Annotated in this window: 12 protein-coding genes; 6 read left to right on the top strand and 6 right to left on the bottom strand. The window is 65.7% G+C overall.

Annotated features, from left to right (window positions below; all coding sequences use genetic code 11):
- Positions 1–10 precede the first annotated feature (10 nt).
- A complete protein-coding gene (gene parC, locus ASD15_RS02305) occupies positions 11–2,491 on the top strand; it encodes a DNA topoisomerase IV subunit A (protein ID WP_229418031.1) in 2,481 nt (826 codons plus the stop codon).
- A 77-nt stretch (positions 2,492–2,568) separates the two neighbouring features.
- Positions 2,569–3,969 (top strand): GGDEF domain-containing protein, encoded by a 1,401-nt coding sequence (locus ASD15_RS02300; protein ID WP_082551494.1) that lies wholly within the window; start codon positions 2,569–2,571, stop codon positions 3,967–3,969.
- An 81-nt stretch (positions 3,970–4,050) separates the two neighbouring features.
- Here the strand turns inward: ASD15_RS02300 and ASD15_RS02295 are convergent, their stop codons facing one another.
- From ASD15_RS02295 to ASD15_RS02285, 3 genes are all read right to left on the bottom strand, one after another.
- Positions 4,051–4,527 (bottom strand): hypothetical protein, encoded by a 477-nt coding sequence (locus tag ASD15_RS02295; protein WP_057153116.1) that lies wholly within the window; start codon positions 4,525–4,527, stop codon positions 4,051–4,053.
- A 125-nt stretch (positions 4,528–4,652) separates the two neighbouring features.
- Positions 4,653–6,113 (bottom strand): IgA Peptidase M64, encoded by a 1,461-nt coding sequence (locus ASD15_RS02290; protein ID WP_082551493.1) that lies wholly within the window; start codon positions 6,111–6,113, stop codon positions 4,653–4,655.
- Between the two features lie 56 nt (positions 6,114–6,169).
- Positions 6,170–7,417, bottom strand: coding sequence for a cyanophycinase (locus ASD15_RS02285; RefSeq protein WP_082551492.1), 1,248 nt, complete (start codon positions 7,415–7,417; stop codon positions 6,170–6,172).
- 116 nt (positions 7,418–7,533) lie between these two features.
- Between ASD15_RS02285 and ASD15_RS02280 the strand changes: the two genes are divergently transcribed.
- Both ASD15_RS02280 and ASD15_RS02275 read left to right on the top strand, forming a co-directional pair.
- Positions 7,534–8,652, top strand: coding sequence for a succinylglutamate desuccinylase/aspartoacylase family protein (locus tag ASD15_RS02280; protein WP_057153115.1), 1,119 nt, complete (start codon positions 7,534–7,536; stop codon positions 8,650–8,652).
- Positions 8,653–8,665: 13 nt separating this feature from the next.
- Complete coding sequence (locus tag ASD15_RS02275; RefSeq protein WP_057153114.1) at positions 8,666–10,051, top strand: YfcC family protein; 1,386 nt, start codon at positions 8,666–8,668, stop codon at positions 10,049–10,051.
- Between the two features lie 15 nt (positions 10,052–10,066).
- Here the strand turns inward: ASD15_RS02275 and ASD15_RS02270 are convergent, their stop codons facing one another.
- Entirely contained in the window at positions 10,067–10,486 is a 420-nt protein-coding gene (locus tag ASD15_RS02270; protein ID WP_229418030.1) for a GNAT family N-acetyltransferase, read from the bottom strand.
- Between the two features lie 10 nt (positions 10,487–10,496).
- Positions 10,497–11,156: a hypothetical protein gene (locus tag ASD15_RS02265; RefSeq protein ID WP_229418029.1), complete on the bottom strand. Its 660-nt coding sequence runs from the start codon at positions 11,154–11,156 to the stop codon at positions 10,497–10,499.
- A 155-nt stretch (positions 11,157–11,311) separates the two neighbouring features.
- Between ASD15_RS02265 and argH the strand changes: the two genes are divergently transcribed.
- On the top strand, positions 11,312–12,709 hold the full coding sequence (gene argH, locus ASD15_RS02260) for an argininosuccinate lyase (RefSeq protein ID WP_057153112.1): 1,398 nt from the start codon (positions 11,312–11,314) through the stop codon (positions 12,707–12,709).
- Positions 12,710–12,825: 116 nt separating this feature from the next.
- On the opposite strand, the gene ASD15_RS02255 is transcribed toward argH, so the two are convergent.
- Positions 12,826–13,455 (bottom strand): hypothetical protein, encoded by a 630-nt coding sequence (locus ASD15_RS02255; RefSeq protein WP_229418028.1) that lies wholly within the window; start codon positions 13,453–13,455, stop codon positions 12,826–12,828.
- A gap of 606 nt (positions 13,456–14,061) precedes the next feature.
- Between ASD15_RS02255 and ASD15_RS02250 the strand changes: the two genes are divergently transcribed.
- Positions 14,062–16,602 carry a M4 family metallopeptidase gene (locus ASD15_RS02250; protein ID WP_057153110.1) on the top strand — a complete coding sequence of 847 codons (2,541 nt, stop codon included), beginning with the start codon at positions 14,062–14,064 and terminating at the stop codon, positions 16,600–16,602.
- The last annotated feature ends 98 nt before the right edge of the window (positions 16,603–16,700 follow it).

Below are 16,700 nucleotides of genomic sequence, written 5' to 3'. Positions count from 1 at the left end.
GTTATCTGATATGACTCATCAAGCAAATCTCTTTGACGAACCGGCGCAGGAAGCAGCTACCGGTGCAGAAAAAGCCGGCCCCGGCGTCAATCCCGTGGCTGAGACCATGGACGAACTGCAGCCGCTGGACGACGCCGCGGCCGCAGCCGAAGGCAATGGCGGCGACGGCGACGGCGGCGACGGCGGCGATGATGGCGGCGACGGCGATGACGGCGACGGTGGCGACGGCGGCGAAACGCTGGTGCTGTCCACCTTCGCCGAACGCGCCTACCTCGACTACGCGATCTCCGTGGTCAAGGGCCGCGCCCTGCCTGACGTATGCGACGGCCAGAAGCCGGTACAGCGCCGCATCCTGTACTCGATGAATGAACTGGGCCTGGGCCACACCGCCAAGCCGCGCAAGTCCGCCACCGTGGTGGGCGACGTGCTGGGTAAATTGCACCCGCACGGCGACCAGTCGGTGTACGACGCGCTGGTGCGCATGGCGCAGGACTTCTCGCTGCGCTACCCGCTGATCGACGGCCAGGGCAACTTCGGCTCGCGCGACGGCGACGGTGCGGCGGCGATGCGGTACACCGAAGCCCGGCTGACGCCGATTTCGCGCCTGCTGCTCGACGAAATCGACCAGGACACGGTCGATTTCCAGCCCAACTACGACGGCTCGTCCGAAGAACCGAGCCTGCTGCCGGCGCGCCTGCCGATGGTGCTGCTGAACGGCGCCTCCGGCATTGCCGTGGGCCTGGCCACCGAAATCCCGTCGCACAACCTGACCGAGGTGGCGCAGGCCGCCGTGGCCATGATCCGCAATCCGAAGATCAGCCACGCCGAACTGATGGCCATCATCCCCGGCCCGGACTTCCCGGGCGGCGGCCAGATCATCACCCCGCCGTCGCAGATCCAGGACATGTACGCGTCCGGCCGCGGTTCGATGAAAGTGCGCGCGCGCTGGAAAATCGAAGAACTGGCGCGCGGCCAGTGGCAGGCCGTGGTCACCGAACTGCCGCCGGGCACTTCCTCGCAGAAGGTGCTGGAGGAGATCGAAGAGCTGACCAACCCCAAGGTCAAGATGGGCAAGAAGGCGCTGTCGCCGGACCAGCTGGCGCTCAAGCAGCTGATCCTCGGCTCGCTCGACACCATCCGCGACGAATCGGGCCGCGCCGCGCCGGTGCGCCTGGTGTTCGAGCCGAAATCGAAGAACCAGGACCAGACCGAATTCATGCTGATGCTGCTGGCGCATACCTCGCTCGAATCGTCGGCCTCGATCAACCTGGTCATGATAGGCAGCGACGGCCGTCCGCGCCAGAAAGGCATCGGCGACATCATCGGCGAGTGGATCGGCTTCCGTTTCGAGACCGTCACCCGCCGCACCCAGTTCCGCCTGAAGAAAGTGGACGACCGCATCCACATCCTGGAAGGCCGCGAAACCATCCTGCTGAACATCGATGAAGTGATCCACATCATCCGCAATTCGGACGACCCGAAAGCGGCGCTGATCGAACGCTTCAAGCTGTCCGACCGCCAGGCCGAGGACATCCTGGAAATCCGCCTGCGCCAGCTGGCGCGCCTGGAAGCGATCAAGATCCAGCAGGAACTGGCCGAGCTGCGCAAGGAAAAACAGGGCCTGATGGACCTGCTGGAAAATCCGTCGGCGATGAAACGCCTGATCATCAAGGAAATCGAAAGCGATTCGAAAGCCTACGGCGACGCGCGCCGCACGCTGATCGAGGAAGCGCAGCGGGCCGTGGCAGAACAGAAAGTGGTGGACGAACCGGTCACCGTCATCATCTCGGAAAAGGGCTGGATACGCGCCCGCACCGGCATCGGCCACGACAAGACCCAGTTCACCTTCAAGGTGGGCGACGCGCTGCACGACGCCTTCGAGTGCCGCTCGGTGGACACCCTGCTCGGCTTCGGCGACAACGGCAAGGTGTACTCGGTGCCGGTGGCCGCGCTGCCGAACGCGCGCGGCGACGGCGTGCCGATCACCACGCTGGTGGACCTGTCCGGCGGCGTGCGCATCAAGCACTACTTCGCCGGTCCGGCATCGACCCAGCTGCTGCTGTCCTCCAGCGCGGGCTTCGGCTTCATCGCCAAGGCTGGCGACATGGTCAGCCGCCTGAAGGGCGGCAAGGCCTTCATCACGCTGGATGAAGGCGACCTGCCGCTGCCGCCGTCGGTGGTGGCGGAAGACGCCAGCGCCGTGGCCACGCTGTCCGAAAAGGGCCGCCTGCTGGTGTTCGGCATGGCCGAAATGAAGACGCTGACCAACGGCGGCCGCGGCGTGATCCTGATGGAGCTCGACGCCAGGGAAACGCTGCTGTCGGCTGCGGCTATCACACAGAAAGGCGTGATCGTGCACGGCACCATGGCGGCCAAGCCGCGCGAGCTGGAAATGTCCGGCAACGTGCTGGCGCCGCACTTCGGCAAGCGGGCCCGCAAGGGCAAGGAGCTGGTGCAGCGTATCAAAGCGTCCACGCTGGCGCCGAAGTAAGGCAATCCCGGTCCTCCACCCAATTGACTTGGGCTATCGACATGCTCACAATGGGCTGATTCGGGTGGAGGGATGTCATGAGCAACGGCCGTTCCGGCTTTGACTTCAAGGATGCGCTGCTGGTCGGCGCAGTGGTCTTCGCCTGCTCCATCTTCGGCATCTACACCGCGCCGCCCGGCGTGCTGGCCGCGTTCTGGCCCACCAACGCGGTGCTGGTCGGCCTGCTGCTGCGGCGCCAGCATCCCCCCAATCTTCTGCACTGGCTGGCCGCCGCCGCCGGCTACATGCTGGCCGACCTCTATATGCAGCACGGCTGGCCCAAAAGCGCCATGCTCACCTGCACCAACCTGATGGGCGTGCTCACCGGCTACGCGCTGCTGGCGCGCATGAGCGCCGACCACCAGCGCCTGCGCCACCCGCGCTCCATGCTGCGCTTCGTGCTGGTGGTCGTGAGCGCGGCAGCGGCGGCCGGCGTGGCGGGCATTTTCATTCACCCGGTGCTGTTCGGCGGCAGCCCCGCCTACGGCTTCGCATTCTGGTTCTCCACCGAGCTGGTGAACTACATCGCCATTTTGCCGGTGATGCTGACTTTCCCGGACCTGCGCGTCTGGATGAAGGCGCACCGGCGGCGGGCCGACTGGCCCAGCTGGCGCCTGGAGCAAGTGGCGCCCCTGGCCGCCTTCGCCGGCAGCCTGTGGCTGGGCACCCAGCTGGGCGGACCGGGCGTGATCCCCTACCCCATCCCCGCCATGCTGTGGTGCGCGCTGACCTACAGCCTGTTCGCCACGGCCGGCATCACGCTGTTCTTTTCCATGTGGACCCTGCTGGCCATCTCCAGCGGCACGCTGGTCATCGGCGCCAACTTCGACACCCAGCAGGCCATCATGTCGCTGCGGGTGGGCGTGACGCTGACGGCGCTGGCGCCGCTGACGGTGGCCAGCGTGATGGTGGCGCGCAACGAGCTGCTCGAGCGCCTGAAATACGCCGCCTCGCACGACCCGCTCACGCACGTGCTGAACCGGGGCGGCTTCATGCTGCGCACCGGCGAGCTGCTGGCCACGCCGCAACTGATGCGGCGCCCGCTGGCCGTCCTGATGATGGACATCGATTTCTTCAAGAAGGTCAACGACAGCCATGGCCATGCGGCCGGGGACACGGTGCTGATCAATTTCGCGCGCATTGCCGAAGGCTGTTTGCGCGGCGGCGACCTGCTGGGCAGGCTGGGAGGGGAAGAATTCGCGGTGCTGCTGCCCGGCTGCAGCGAAGAAGACGCGCGCCTGATCGCCCAGCGCATCTGCGACGCGTTCGCGCGGCACACGGTGGCCGTAGGGGACGGCAAGCTGCTCAACGCCACGGTGAGCATCGGCGTGCACTGCGCGGCGGACAGCGGCACGCCGGTGGAAACCATGCTGTCGCGCGCCGACGCCGCCTTGTACAAGGCCAAGCAATCGGGCCGCAACCGGGTGGAATCGGCATAAGAAAAGGGGCCGTCTCCGGCCCCTTCCTGAGCGATACGGCGGGTCAGGCGCGCGCGCCGCCCCCCCCCGCCGCGCTAGCCCTTACTTGACGGTGGCTGCTTTCACGTCGGCAGCGGCTTTCGCTTTCACCTCGTTGGTCTTGGCGGCGGCAATGGCTTTGTCTTCCATCGCTTCAGCCTTTTCCTTGGCTACCTTGGCGTCGGCCTTGGCGGTGGTCTTGTCGACCTTCATGTTGGCGTCGGCCATTTTCTTGTCGGCCTTGGCTTCGGCTTTCACCTTGTCTTCAGGGTCGGCCTTGGCGATCTTTTCTTCGCCCTTCATATGGGTCTTTTCGGCCTTGGCATGGGCCTTGGCGACTTTTTCGTCGGCCTTGGCCTGGGCTTTCGCTACGTCTTCATCGGCAGCGGCGTCCTTTTTCATTTCCTTGGCTTCGGCTTTGGCTACCGATTTTTCGGCCTTGGCCTGGGCCTTGGCAACGTCGGCGGCTGGCGCCGGGGTTTGCGCCATGGCGGCGCTGGCAAACAGACCTGCGATCAGGGTAGCAATCAGCTTATTCATGGTATGGACCTTTCAGTAGTTTTCTGGGATGTGCTTGTTTCTTGTCACGGGTCCAGAATATGCTGAGCTACCTTTGCCATCTGTACGGTGGCGCACTAAGTACACGTATCAAACGTTACCAAACGTTAACGAGGTTCACCGGGATCGCGCGAATACAGGTCGATGGTTTGTCCCACCGCCTCGCTGCACACGGCACAGAACTTCTCGCTGCGGTCGAACATCAGGCATTGCTGCGCCGGGCGGTAGTAGCCGGTGGCTTCGTAGTTGGCGCCTTCGAAGGCGCCCACTTCATGCTTGTGCGGCGCGGCCGAGAACAGCTTGTTGGTCCACGCCAGGTCTTCCTTGAACAGCGCGCTCATTTCGGACTCGGGACGGTTGGCCTTGCGCAGCGCGGCGCGCGTCTTCTGGTACTCGCGCGAGTGCGCCTCGTACTCGGCTTTCGGCCACGGCGTGGGCAGCGGCGTGGCGGCGTTGGCCAGGTGCTTCCACTTCAGCTTGGACGGGTCGCGCAGCGCGGTGGCGTTGGGCTCCCACGGTTCCACCCGCTCGCCGGTGGACTGGTAGGCCACCGGCGAGGTGTAGTACTCGTCCGCCAGGCCGGCGAAATGGTGGCCGAATTCGTGCACGAACAGGTAGTTGGCCCAGTCGCTGTTGGCCGCGGCGGTGCTGAACTGCCCATAGATGCCGCCGCCGCCATAGGTGTCGTTGTTGACCAGGATCTCGATGAACTCGTACGGCGCATGCTGGGCGATGTCGCGCAGCGCGCGGTTGTCCAGCGCCAGCACATAGCGCTCGCTGCCGAAGATGTCGTAGCGGGTGCCCAGCGGCGAGGCGTGGTGCACGCCGGTGGACGGGCGCGACACGCCGGACTCCTGGGTCGGCACGGCCAGGCCCCACACGTTGAAGTCCTTGGCGCGCTCCTTGAACGGCGACACGCTGAACAGGTAGTCCGCCAGGCGGCGCGCGGTGGCCTCGAACCTGGGCATGTCGGCCTTGGTGTAGCCGTCGCCCATGATCAGCAGGTCCACCTTGTCCGGCGAGGGGCCGCTGACGCGGATCGGGATCGGCTTGGCCGGCGCCGGCTCCTGCTTGCGCACCACGTCCGGCGCGTCGGTGTCGATCTCCACGCTCCACACCACCGAGAAGGCGTTGCGCTCGTCGCGCTTGAGGATGCGCACCTTCACCGGGCGGTCCGGCTTGGGAAAGCGCACCGACTCCTGGAAGCCCCGGCTCATCTTCTGCGCTTCCTCGGTGCTGCGCCATTCGCCGAAAATGGTGGAGAAGCCGCGCGAGTACAGCAGGTCGCCGCTCCTGGCGTCCACCACTTCCACCCGGTTCACGCCGCGGTCGGTGTCGTCCAGGCTGCGCGACAGCTTGCCGGCCCACGGCAGCGGCTCGATCACCACGCGGTCGATCGAGTACTGCTCGTTGAGGGCGTTGCCGGTGTGCAGATAGTCCAGGCGCACGGTGGCGGGAACGGCAGCCTTTGCCGTGGCGGGCACGGCGTAGGGTGCGGCGAAGGCGGGGAAAGACAGGGCAAGCGCCGCGCCGAGCAATGCGGCGCGGGCCTTGGTGGTGAGGGTCATGGCGGGTCCTTGTACCGGGGTTGTGTGCCCGGTATTCTAAGACAGCCCGCGCCGCATTAGTTCTTGTATTTGTACAGCGGACGTTGCACTTCTATGGGACGGATATCGAGCCGCAGGTTCAGGATCGAGTACGCCTCCACCACCGACGACAGGTAGCCGGTGCTCTCGGGCGTTTTGGAGAAGCGGAACTCGAAGCCGATCTCCGGCGCCGTGCCGCGCGGGTCGCCGCTGGCGATGCCGATGGCGTCCTGCTGGTCGCTGTCGATCAGCTTTTCCATCAGGTCCACCACCGCGCTGTTGCCCAGGATGTCGTTGCTGTAGACCGCGCCGCGCCGCACCGGCCGCGTGTTGTCCAGCCGTCCGTCGGCCTTGTCCGGCGCCGGCGTGAAGGTCTGGGTGGCGATGTTGAACTTGTCGCCCCGGTCCAGGTAGCTGATCAGGATATTGCTGACGTTGAAGGCGCTCGATTCGGAATCCATGGTGGCGCGCGACAGGTCCAGCAGCATGGCGCCGCGGTAGCCGATGATCTCCACCTCGCGCTTGGCGTTGACCACCATGGCGCTGTTCTCGTCGATGCCCAGGCCGAGCTGGTAGCCCTTCTTCAGCATGGCCGGGATCATGCGCGCGAAGCGGCCGCGTATCAGCAGGTGCTGGTCGACGAAGATGTCGTCGCCGATGAAGCCCAGGCCGGGCGCGATGTCCTTGCCGTCGGCCACGCCCTCCTGCAGCGTGGCCAGCACGCGGCGCGCGTCGTAGAACATGGTGCTGCTCATGATGGCCGCGCCGGCGCTGGTGCCGGCGATCACGCCGCCGCGCCGGTAGATGTCCCAGATCGCGTCCAGCGCCGCGGTGCGGGTGCCGTCCGCGCGCACCAGCGCCTGCGTGATGCGGCCCTGGTCGCCGCCGGCGAAATACACGCCGTCGGCGCGCCGCACGCGGTCGGCCAGGGTCATGTCGTCGGCCGCCTTGCGGTAGTCGCTATTGGCCAGCTTGACGGCGATCGGCACCAGGAAAGGGTCGGCGCCATAGCGCTTCAGATAGCCGATGATGGCCTGGCCGGAGCGTTCCGGGGTTCCGGCGGCCGAAGGGAAAACGGCGATGCGGGCGCCCTTGCCGCCCGCCAGCTGGACGATGCGCTGCCAGATGTCGGCATTGTCGCCGCGCAGGCCGCCGCCGATGATGACCAGCGAACCTTTCGGCTGCGCCGGCTCGGCGGCATGCGCATGGGTGTGGGCGCCGACTATGGCGTACCAAAGCAGGGAAAAGCGGCCTACGCTATGAATCAAAGTCTTGAGTACACCCATATCCAGTCCGTTTTGCAGAGAAATTGCGGGGGGAGGCGCCCGGAACGGTGCCTACTGCTTGCAAATATACATCAAATGCGCATAATCCTTCGATACCACACCATCAGGCCACCTCCATGCGAACCATAAAACACCCCATCTCGGCGCCCCAGAGCAGCGCCCAGTTCGAACTGACCAGCTACCGCTACGGCGCGCCCGGCAGCGGCAAGAAGGTCTATATCCAGGCCGCGCTGCACGCGGACGAAGTGCCGGGCATGCTGGTGGCGCAGTTCTTGCGCAAGCAGCTGGAGGCGCTGGACGCGGCGGGCAAGGTCAAGGGCGAAATCATCCTGGTGCCGGCGGCCAACCCCATCGGCCTGTCGCAAGCCATCCACGGCGCCCCTTTCGGCCGCTTCGACCTGACCACCGGCGTGAACTTCAACCGCGCCTACAAGCACGTGGCCGGCGAGCTGAAAACCACGCTGGCGGGCAAGCTGGGACCGGACGCGGACGCCAACGTACGCACCATCCGTGAACACGCGCTGGCCTCGGTGGCCGCATGGCAGCCCAAATCGGATGGCGAGGCGCACAAGAAACTGCTGCTGGAAATGGCCATCGACGCCGACATCGTGCTCGATCTGCACTGCGACAACGAGGCCGTGCTGCACATCTACGCCGGCACGCCGCTGGCGGAAGGCATCGCCCCGCTGGCGCGCCTGATGGGCGCCCACGCGGTGCTGCTGGCACTGGCGGCGGGCGGCGAGCCGTTCGACGAGGCCTGCAGCCGCCTGTGGTGGGACTTGCAGGAGCATTTCGGCGACGCCTATCCGATCCCGCCGGCCTGCCTGTCCACCACGGTGGAGCTGCGCGGCGAGATGGACGTGAGCTACGAGCTGGCGCAAAAAGATGCGGACGCGCTGGTGCGCTTCCTGGCGCAGGCCGGCGTGCTCGATGCGGAAGTGGGCGAACTGCCGGCGCCGCTGTGCGCGGCCACGCCGCTGGAGGGCGTGGAACCGATCCTGGCGCCGCACGCCGGAGTGCTGGTCTATAAGCGCGAGATGGGCGAAAGACTGAAGGCGGGCGACGCGGTGGCCGACGTGATCGATCCGGTCGGCGGCGCCGCCAGCACTGTATGCTGCAGCGTGGACGGCGTGCTGTTTGCGCGCACCGCCCACCGCCACGTGCTGCGCGGCTGGAACATCGGCAAAATCGCAGGGGCCGAGGCGTTCCGCTCCGGCGACCTGCTCAGCCAATAAATACAAGGACGTTATGAAACTCCGCATCCCGAACACCTACGTGCTGGTCTTCGCCATTTTAGCGCTGATCGCGCTGGCGACCTGGCTTATCCCCGGCGGCAAGTACGACACCCACCTGGTCAACGGCAAGCAGCTGATCAACCCGGACACCTTCCACTACGTCGAGAGCAAGCCGCAAGGCCTGGCGGCGCTGATGATGGCGCCCATCAAGGGCTTCGCCGAAGCGGGCCTGATCATCGGCTTCATCCTCATCGTGGGCGGCACCTTCCAGGTGCTGCACAGGACCGAAGCGATCGACGCCATGATCAAGTCCATCGCCAAGGCGCACACGCATTCACCCTTTGTGCGGGCCGCGCTGATCCCGGTGTTCATCACCCTGTTCTCGCTGGGCGGCGCCACCTTCGGCATGAACGAGGAGGCGATCCCCTTCATCCTCATCTTCGTGCCGCTGGCGCTCGCGCTGGGCTACGACACCATCACCGGCGTCTCCATCCCCTTCCTTGGCTCGCAGGTGGGCTTCGGGGCCGCCTTCCTGAACCCGTTCAACGTCGGCATCGCGCAGGGCATCGCCGGCATCCCGGTGTTTTCCGGCATGAGCTACCGCCTGATCTGCTGGGTGGTCGCCACCGCCCTCACGGCCGGCTTCATGATGTGGTATGCGGCGCGCATCAAGCGCAACCCGGAACTGAGCCCGACGTATTTGCTGGACCAGGTCAAGCGCCAGGAAAGCCAGCTTGACCTGAACGACTTCGCGGGCATGACGCTCAAGCACAAGGTGGTGCTGTGGATCTTCGCCGCCTCGCTGCTGGGCATGGTGGTGGGCGTGGTGAAGTTCGACTGGTACATCGAGCAGATCGCCGCGCTGTTCATGACCATGGGCATCCTGATTGGCATCATCGGCGGGCTCGATTCGGACGAGCTGGTGGGCGCCTTCATCCAGGGCGCGAAAGACCTGGTGGGCACGGCGCTGGTGATCGCCCTGGCGCGCGGCACCATGATACTGGCGCGCGACGCCAACATCATCGACACCATGCTGCACGGCCTGCTGCCGCTGGTGCAGTCGTCCAGCCCGGTGTTCGCGGCGCAGAAGATGTTCGCCATCCAGACCGTGATCAACTTCTTCATCCACTCCGGCACCGGCCAGGCCTCGCTGACCATGCCCATCATGGCGCCGCTGGCGGACCTGGTGGGCGTCACACGCCAGACGGCCGTGCTGGCCTTCCAGTTCGGCGAGCTGACCACGCCCATGATCCCCACCTCGGGCATCACCGTGGGCGTGCTGGCCCTGGCGCGCATTCCCTGGATTACCTGGGCCAAGTGGATGATACCGCTGCAGCTGATCTACGCGGTGATGGCGCTGCTGCTGCTGATTCCGCCGGCGCTGATGCAGTGGCAGTAGTTCATTTCACGCAGTTCATTTGACGTAAAGGTCGGGGAAGTAGCGCTCCATCAGGGTCTGCGGACGCTGCGGGGGCGCAAACCCGAACTGCGCGTACAGGCCGTGCGCGTCGCCGGTGGCCAGCGTGAAGCGGCGCAGCCCTTGCAGCTCGGGATGGGCCATGATGGCCGCCACCAGGCGCTTGCTGTGGCCCAGGCCACGGTGCTCCGGCAGCACGAACACATCGACCAGGTTGGCGAAGGTGGCGCCGTCCGTGATCACGCGGGCAAACGCAATCTGCCCGCCATCCTCCTGATAGCCGCCGAAGCACAGCGAATTGGCAATGGCCTTCTCCAGCATCGCCAGCGGCATGCCCACCGCCCAGGTGGAGCGCTCGCTCAGAAAACGGTGAATAAGCGGTATGTCGAGTGCCGCCTTGTCGGTGCTGATGTTCAATGCTTGCCTTTCAATGCTTGCCTTTCAGGTAGCGCGCCGGCAGCGGGTTTTTTTCGCTTTCCGCCTGCCACACCAGCGACTGGATCCACCAGCGCTGGCCGTCGTTCACCAGCTGGATGCTGTTCATGCCGCGCTGGAAGGGCGTGGCCTCGTCCGGCGAGCGGCGCGATTCATAGGTACTGAACACGTGGGCGATCTGGCCGAAGCTCTCCGTGCTGCGCGCCAGTTCGGTTTCGTAGAAGCCTTCCTTGGCAAATACCGGCGTCACCCGCGAAATGTAGTCGGAAATGGTCAGCACGCGGGTGGTCATGTCGCCGGTCTTGTTCGGGCCATGCACTGCCATGCGGCCTTCATGCGTGAACAGGCTGCGCAGGCGCTCCCAGTCGCGCGGCGCGCCAGCCGCGCCGGAGATGGTGCCGTACAGCGCGGACAGGATGCCGTCCAGCGTGGTCAATTCGGGCGCAATGGCAGGCGCCTGGCCTGCGTCGCCCTCGGCGGCGCCGGAGGCTGGCGCGGCAGGCGTGGCGCCGGCCGCAGGCCCGGCGGGGGCGGCTGCGGTGGCGGCCAGCGGGGCGGCCGGTGCGGCGTGCACGCCACCGGCGGTGGCCGTGCCGCACAGCGCACCTGCCATCAAAACGTACAACAGGCTGGCTATGGCTGGCTGTTTCATGCTCTGTTCTCCGGGTGCGCGACGCGTGTCTTCATGGTGCCATGATCGGCGATTTCAGCCCGGCTGTCACGCCCGTGGCGCCCCGGAATCGGTGAGGAAGGCCAACCTTGTTTATAATCGTCGCTAATCCGCACGCCCACCCTCTTATAAAAATCATGACTGATCAATTCTCCAAGAAGGGCGAAGCCTGGTCCGCTCGCTTCTCCGAACCGGTTTCCGACCTCGTCAAACGCTACACGGCTTCTGTATTTTTTGACAACCGCCTGGCCAGGGCCGACATCGAAGGCTCGCTGGCGCACGCCGGCATGCTGGCCGCGCAGCAGATCATCACGGCGGCCGACCTGGCCGACATCCAGCGCGGCATGGCGCAGATCAGCCAGGAAATCGAAGCGGGCAAGTTCGAGTGGCTGCTGGACCTGGAAGACGTGCACCTGAACATTGAAAAACGCCTGACCGAGCTGGTGGGCGACGCCGGCAAGCGCCTGCACACCGGCCGTTCGCGCAACGACCAGGTGGCCACGGACATCCGCCTGTACGTGCGCTCGGCCATCGACGACGTGACCGCCCTGCTGAACCAGCTGCGCGGCGCGCTGACCGACCTGGCCGAACAACACGCCGACACCATCCTGCCGGGCTTCACCCACATGCAAGTGGCGCAGCCGATCACCTTCGGCCACCACATGCTGGCCTACGTCGAGATGTTCGGCCGCGACGCCGAGCGCATGGCCGACTGCCGCAAGCGCGTGAACCGCCTGCCGCTGGGCGCCGCCGCGCTGGCCGGCACCACCTTCCCGATCGACCGCCTGCAAGTGGCCAAGGCGCTGGGCTTCGACGACGTGTGCCACAACTCGCTGGACGCCGTGTCGGACCGCGACTTCGCCATCGAATTCACGGCCGCCGCTTCGCTGATCATGACCCACGTGTCGCGCATGTCGGAAGAGCTGATCATCTGGATGAGCCCGCGCGTGGGCTTCATCGACATTGCCGACCGGTTCTGCACCGGCTCGTCCATCATGCCGCAGAAGAAAAACCCGGACGTGCCGGAACTGGCGCGCGGCAAGACCGGCCGCGTGTACGGCCACCTGATGGGCCTGCTGACCCTGATGAAAGGCCAGCCGCTGGCCTACAACAAGGACAACCAGGAAGACAAGGAACCGCTGTTCGACACCGTCGACACGCTGATGGACACGCTGCGCATCTTCGCCGACATGGCCGGCGGCATCACCGTCAAGCCGGAAGCGATGCGTGCGGCAGCCCTGCAGGGTTACGCCACCGCCACCGACCTGGCCGACTACCTGGTGAAGAAAGGCCTGCCGTTCCGCGACGCGCACGAAGCCGTGGCGCACGCGGTACGCGCTTGCGTGGACCTGGGCATCGACCTGTCGGAAATGTCGCTGGAGCAGCTGCAGGCCTTCTCCACGCTGATCGAGCAGGACATCTTCCAGGTGCTGACGCTGGAAGGCTCGGTGGCCGCGCGCGACCACGTGGGCGGCACCGCGCCGAACCAGGTGCGCAAAGCCATCGCCCGCGTGCGCGGACAACTGGCGGGCTGAGCGCCCGTCGCGGCGGGTTACGGCTGCGCCTGGCCCGCCCTAGGCAGGCCCCGCTGGTAGCGTAGGGCGGGTTAGCACACCGTGCGTCACCCGCCAAGCGCCGCCGCGAGCCGCCATCACTGCGCCACCAGGCGCGACAGCACCGCAATGGCGGCGCCGGTCTGGCGCTGCTCCAGCAATATCGTCAGCTCGGTGTGGGTGCAGATCATGTTCACCAGGTTGATCTTGTCCCACGCCAGCTTCTTCAGGATGCCGTGGTAAATCCCCGGCATGTTGAACGTCTCCGGGTCCAGGTGCAAGGTCACCGCGTTCAGGCACTCCAGCCGCGCCAGCTGGCGCTCGGTGACGAACACCTCGTCGATCGCGCTGGTGAGCGGGCGGCTGCACACCACCATCACCTCGTGGATGCCGCGCGTGACCGAGACGAACGCGCCCTGCTGCGGCGCGGCCACGGCCAGCAGCCGGCGGTGGCATTCATAGGTATTCTCCGAATAGCGGAAGGTATACATCGTCAGGTCAGTGCGGGTGGTCAGCTCGCCGGTCTTGCGCGCCAGCGACAGCTCGCCGTGCGCGGCCGCCTCGTGCTGCGGCAGGCGTTCGGCCACGCGCCGCAGCGCCATCACCACGGCCGCCTGTCCCACCGGCTTCCACAGGTCCGTTTCAAGCTGCGGCTGCAGCTGCCGCGCCAGTTCCGACAGGTTGATCAGTCCGCGCCCCAGTCCCTCGGTCAGGAAGGGCGATTCCATGACGATCCGCTCAACTTTGGTAGATATAGAGAGCATAGTAAACAAAGAAAAAAGCTGTCCCTGCGAACCTGGCCACGGGTGGGCGAAGGCGCGCGATGGCACCGCGGAAGCCGGGTTGCGGCGGGCGGCGTACGGATGTGCTGGGGGCGGCGGCGAGGCCCGGCGTGGCCCTATGAGGGCTGGGGTTGCGCTGTGCGTGTGGTCATGTTCTCTGTTCCCTGTAGTTCCCGGTGCGCGTCGTTTTTGTTGGGTCTGGCCCTGCGCTTTGTGCTTCTAGTGTAGATCGCAACATTAAGAAATTGCAACCCGAGCGTGCTGAAGAATTGGGCAATGTGTCGCGTACGTCACGAAAATAGAGTGTTACGTCTATTCCGTTGCGTGTAACACACAGTATCGGCATAAAACCCACCAATCGTGCGCCATTGCTAGCGTTTTTGTAGGCAATCCCGACATGGGCCGGAGGCAAGTTTGTCCCATTTTTAACAGTTTCCCCGTTCACGACTCATTTCCCAAGTTTTTTGACTTGCCGCATCGGCAAGGAATAGTGTCGCTGCGCTGGCCCGCCAAAAGCACTGCCAGAACACTAACGAAACCCTTGGAGAGAAGATGAACCTACGTAAGAACATGCTTGCCGCAGCCATCGCCGCCCTGCCGATGATGCTCGCCGCCCAGGCCCACGCGGCCGGTCCCCAAATGATGGCGGCGCCGGTCGCCCAGGCCTCTCCACAAGAGAGCGCCGGCCTGGCGGCCAAACTGGCCAAGCGTCCCAGCTCGGCCGGCCTCGGCATGCAGCACGGCTTTGCCATCGGCGGCCAGCACCCCGGCGTGGCCGGCACCAAGATCACCCGCGCCCAGCACACCTATAACGGCCTGCGCGTGTTCGGTTCCGAATCCGTGATCGTCACCGACGCCACCGACAACATCGTCAGCGAGTCCGTGTCCGACCGCCGCGCAGGCCTGAACGCGCCGCGCGGCGTGGCCGCCAACGGCAGCCGCACCGGCGCGCCCGAACTGACGCCGTCGCTGAGCAGCGCCGACGCCGTCGCCGCCGTGGTCAAGAGCGTGGCGCCGAACGGCGTGCACCGCTGGGCGCCGCAGGCCGAACTGCTGATCTATCCGGTGATGAAATCGGTGCGCGTGGCCTCGGCCCTGAACAAGGCCGAATCGGCCCTGAACGCGACCGACCTGGAAGAGGTGGTGGACCGTTACGAGCTGGCCTACCTGGTGAAAACCCGCATGGCCGACAGCCGCAAGCGCGTGCGGTACCACGACACCGTGGTCAACGCCAAGACCGGCGCCGTGATCGCCCAGTGGGAAGCACTGCAAACGGTGGTCGGCACCGGCAACAGCCAGTACAACGGCGCCGTGCCGATCAACACCACGCTGTCGGGCAGCACCTACCAGATGAAAGACCCGTCGCGCGGCGTGGGCGGCACCTTCGGCGGCATGGCCATCACCAACGCCAACCACGCGCCGGAATCGAACCCCACCCCGGGCACCGTCTACACCAACAGCAGCAACACCTGGGGCGACGGCCAGCAGTACATCAGCGGCGGCAGCACCACCAACGCCAACGGCCAGACCGCTGCCGTGAACGCGATGTGGGGTCTGATGAACACCTACGACACCATGAAGAACACGCTGGGCTGGCAGTCCCTGGACGGCAACAACACCTCCACCTACATCGCCGTCCACGTCGACAACAACTACGACAACGCCTTCTTCGACCCGAACTGCAAATGCATGTACATCGGCGACGGCGGCTCGTCGTTCAACAACCTCGGTTCGATCGACGTGATCGGCCACGAGATGGGCCACGGCGTGATCGACGCCACCTCCAACCTGACCTACTCGGGCGAGTCGGGCGGCCTGAATGAATCGGGCGCCGACATCGCCGGCGAGATGACCGAGGCCTATGCCCGCGCGGGCGGCACCGGCAACGTGATCCCGGCCACCGGCAACGATTGGATGATGGGCAAGGAAATCTCGAAGAGCGGCCAGCCGCTGCGCTGGATGTACAAGCCGAGCAAGGACGGTTCCAGCCCGAACCAGTGGAGCAGCACGCTGAAGAACCTGAACGTGCACTACAGCAGCGGCCCGAACAACCGCATGTTCTACTTCCTGTCGCAAGGCTCGAACGCCACCTCGAGCAGCGACTACTACAGCTCCTACCTGAACAAGCAGCCGCTGGCCATGACCGGCATCGGCAACGACAAGGCCTACCGCATCTGGTTCAAGGCGCTGACCACCAAGTTCACCTCATCCACCAACTACGCCGACGCGCGCACCAAGATGATCACGGCGGCCGAGGAATTGTACGGCGTGGGCAGCAAGGAAGCCACCGCCGTCAAGCGCGCCTACGCGGCCATCAACGTCGGCCTGGACGTGGATGAAGTGGCCAGCGGCGGCGTCGCCATCGGCACCCAGCCGGGCAGCATCACCGTGGCACCGGGCGCCACCGCCTCGTTCTCGGTCAGCGCCAGCGGCGGCACCGCGCCGTACGTGTACAAGTGGTACCGCAACAACGCGCTGATCTCGGGCGCCACCTCGCCAACCTACTCGTTTACCGCGCAAAGCACCGACAACGGCGCCGTGTTCAAGGCCACCGTGACCGATTCGTCGTCGCCGGCCGTGACGGCAACGTCGAGCAACGCCACGCTGACCGTGTCCACGGTGGGCGGCGTCGAGCGCGTGACCAATGGTGGCTTCGAGTCCAGCACCACCGGCTGGAGCGGCAGCACCGGCGTGATCGGCTCCTACAGCGGCCAGACCGCGTTCGAGGGCACCCGCTTCGCCTGGCTGGGCGGCAATGGCACCACCGCCACCGAAACGCTGACGCAAGCGGTGGCCATCCCTTCGGCAGCCACCTCGGCCACGCTGAACTTCGCGCTGCACATCGACACCGCTGAAACCACCACCAGCACCGTCTACGACAAGCTGACGGTCACGGTGAAAAACAGCAGCGGCGCGGTGCTCGGCACGCTGGCCACCTACTCCAACCTGAACAAGGCCACCGGCTACCAGACCCGCACCTTCAACCTGCTGCCGTACAAAGGCCAGACGGTGACGCTGTCGTTCGCGATGACGGAAGACTCGTCGGCCCAGACCTCGTTCGTGGTGGACAAGGTTAGCCTGGTCACCCAGTAAGCGTAGCAAACCAGCCGGGCTGAGCCGCATTCGGCCAAATCCGGGGTCAGACCCCGAATTGGCGCGAATGCGGCTCAGCCCGGCTTCCAAGTACGACA

The sequence above is a fragment of the Massilia sp. Root351 genome (assembly GCF_001425045.1).
GTDB lineage: Bacteria > Pseudomonadota > Gammaproteobacteria > Burkholderiales > Burkholderiaceae_D > Rugamonas.
The sequence above is the reverse complement of the archived record's forward strand: the minus strand, read 5'-3'. Positions and strand labels throughout refer to the sequence as shown.

Coding starts and splice junctions, on each gene's coding strand:
- parC (WP_229418031.1), top strand. CDS start 11: ATGACTCATCAAGCAAATCTCTTTGACGAACCGGCGCAGGAAGCAGCT.
- ASD15_RS02265 (WP_229418029.1), bottom strand. CDS start 11,156: ATGAAACAGCCAGCCATAGCCAGCCTGTTGTACGTTTTGATGGCAGGT.
- ASD15_RS02280 (WP_057153115.1), top strand. CDS start 7,534: ATGCGAACCATAAAACACCCCATCTCGGCGCCCCAGAGCAGCGCCCAG.
- ASD15_RS02290 (WP_082551493.1), bottom strand. CDS start 6,113: ATGACCCTCACCACCAAGGCCCGCGCCGCATTGCTCGGCGCGGCGCTT.
- ASD15_RS02250 (WP_057153110.1), top strand. CDS start 14,062: ATGAACCTACGTAAGAACATGCTTGCCGCAGCCATCGCCGCCCTGCCG.
- ASD15_RS02285 (WP_082551492.1), bottom strand. CDS start 7,417: ATGGGTGTACTCAAGACTTTGATTCATAGCGTAGGCCGCTTTTCCCTG.
- ASD15_RS02300 (WP_082551494.1), top strand. CDS start 2,569: ATGAGCAACGGCCGTTCCGGCTTTGACTTCAAGGATGCGCTGCTGGTC.
- argH (WP_057153112.1), top strand. CDS start 11,312: ATGACTGATCAATTCTCCAAGAAGGGCGAAGCCTGGTCCGCTCGCTTC.
- ASD15_RS02255 (WP_229418028.1), bottom strand. CDS start 13,455: ATGGAATCGCCCTTCCTGACCGAGGGACTGGGGCGCGGACTGATCAAC.
- ASD15_RS02295 (WP_057153116.1), bottom strand. CDS start 4,527: ATGAATAAGCTGATTGCTACCCTGATCGCAGGTCTGTTTGCCAGCGCC.
- ASD15_RS02275 (WP_057153114.1), top strand. CDS start 8,666: ATGAAACTCCGCATCCCGAACACCTACGTGCTGGTCTTCGCCATTTTA.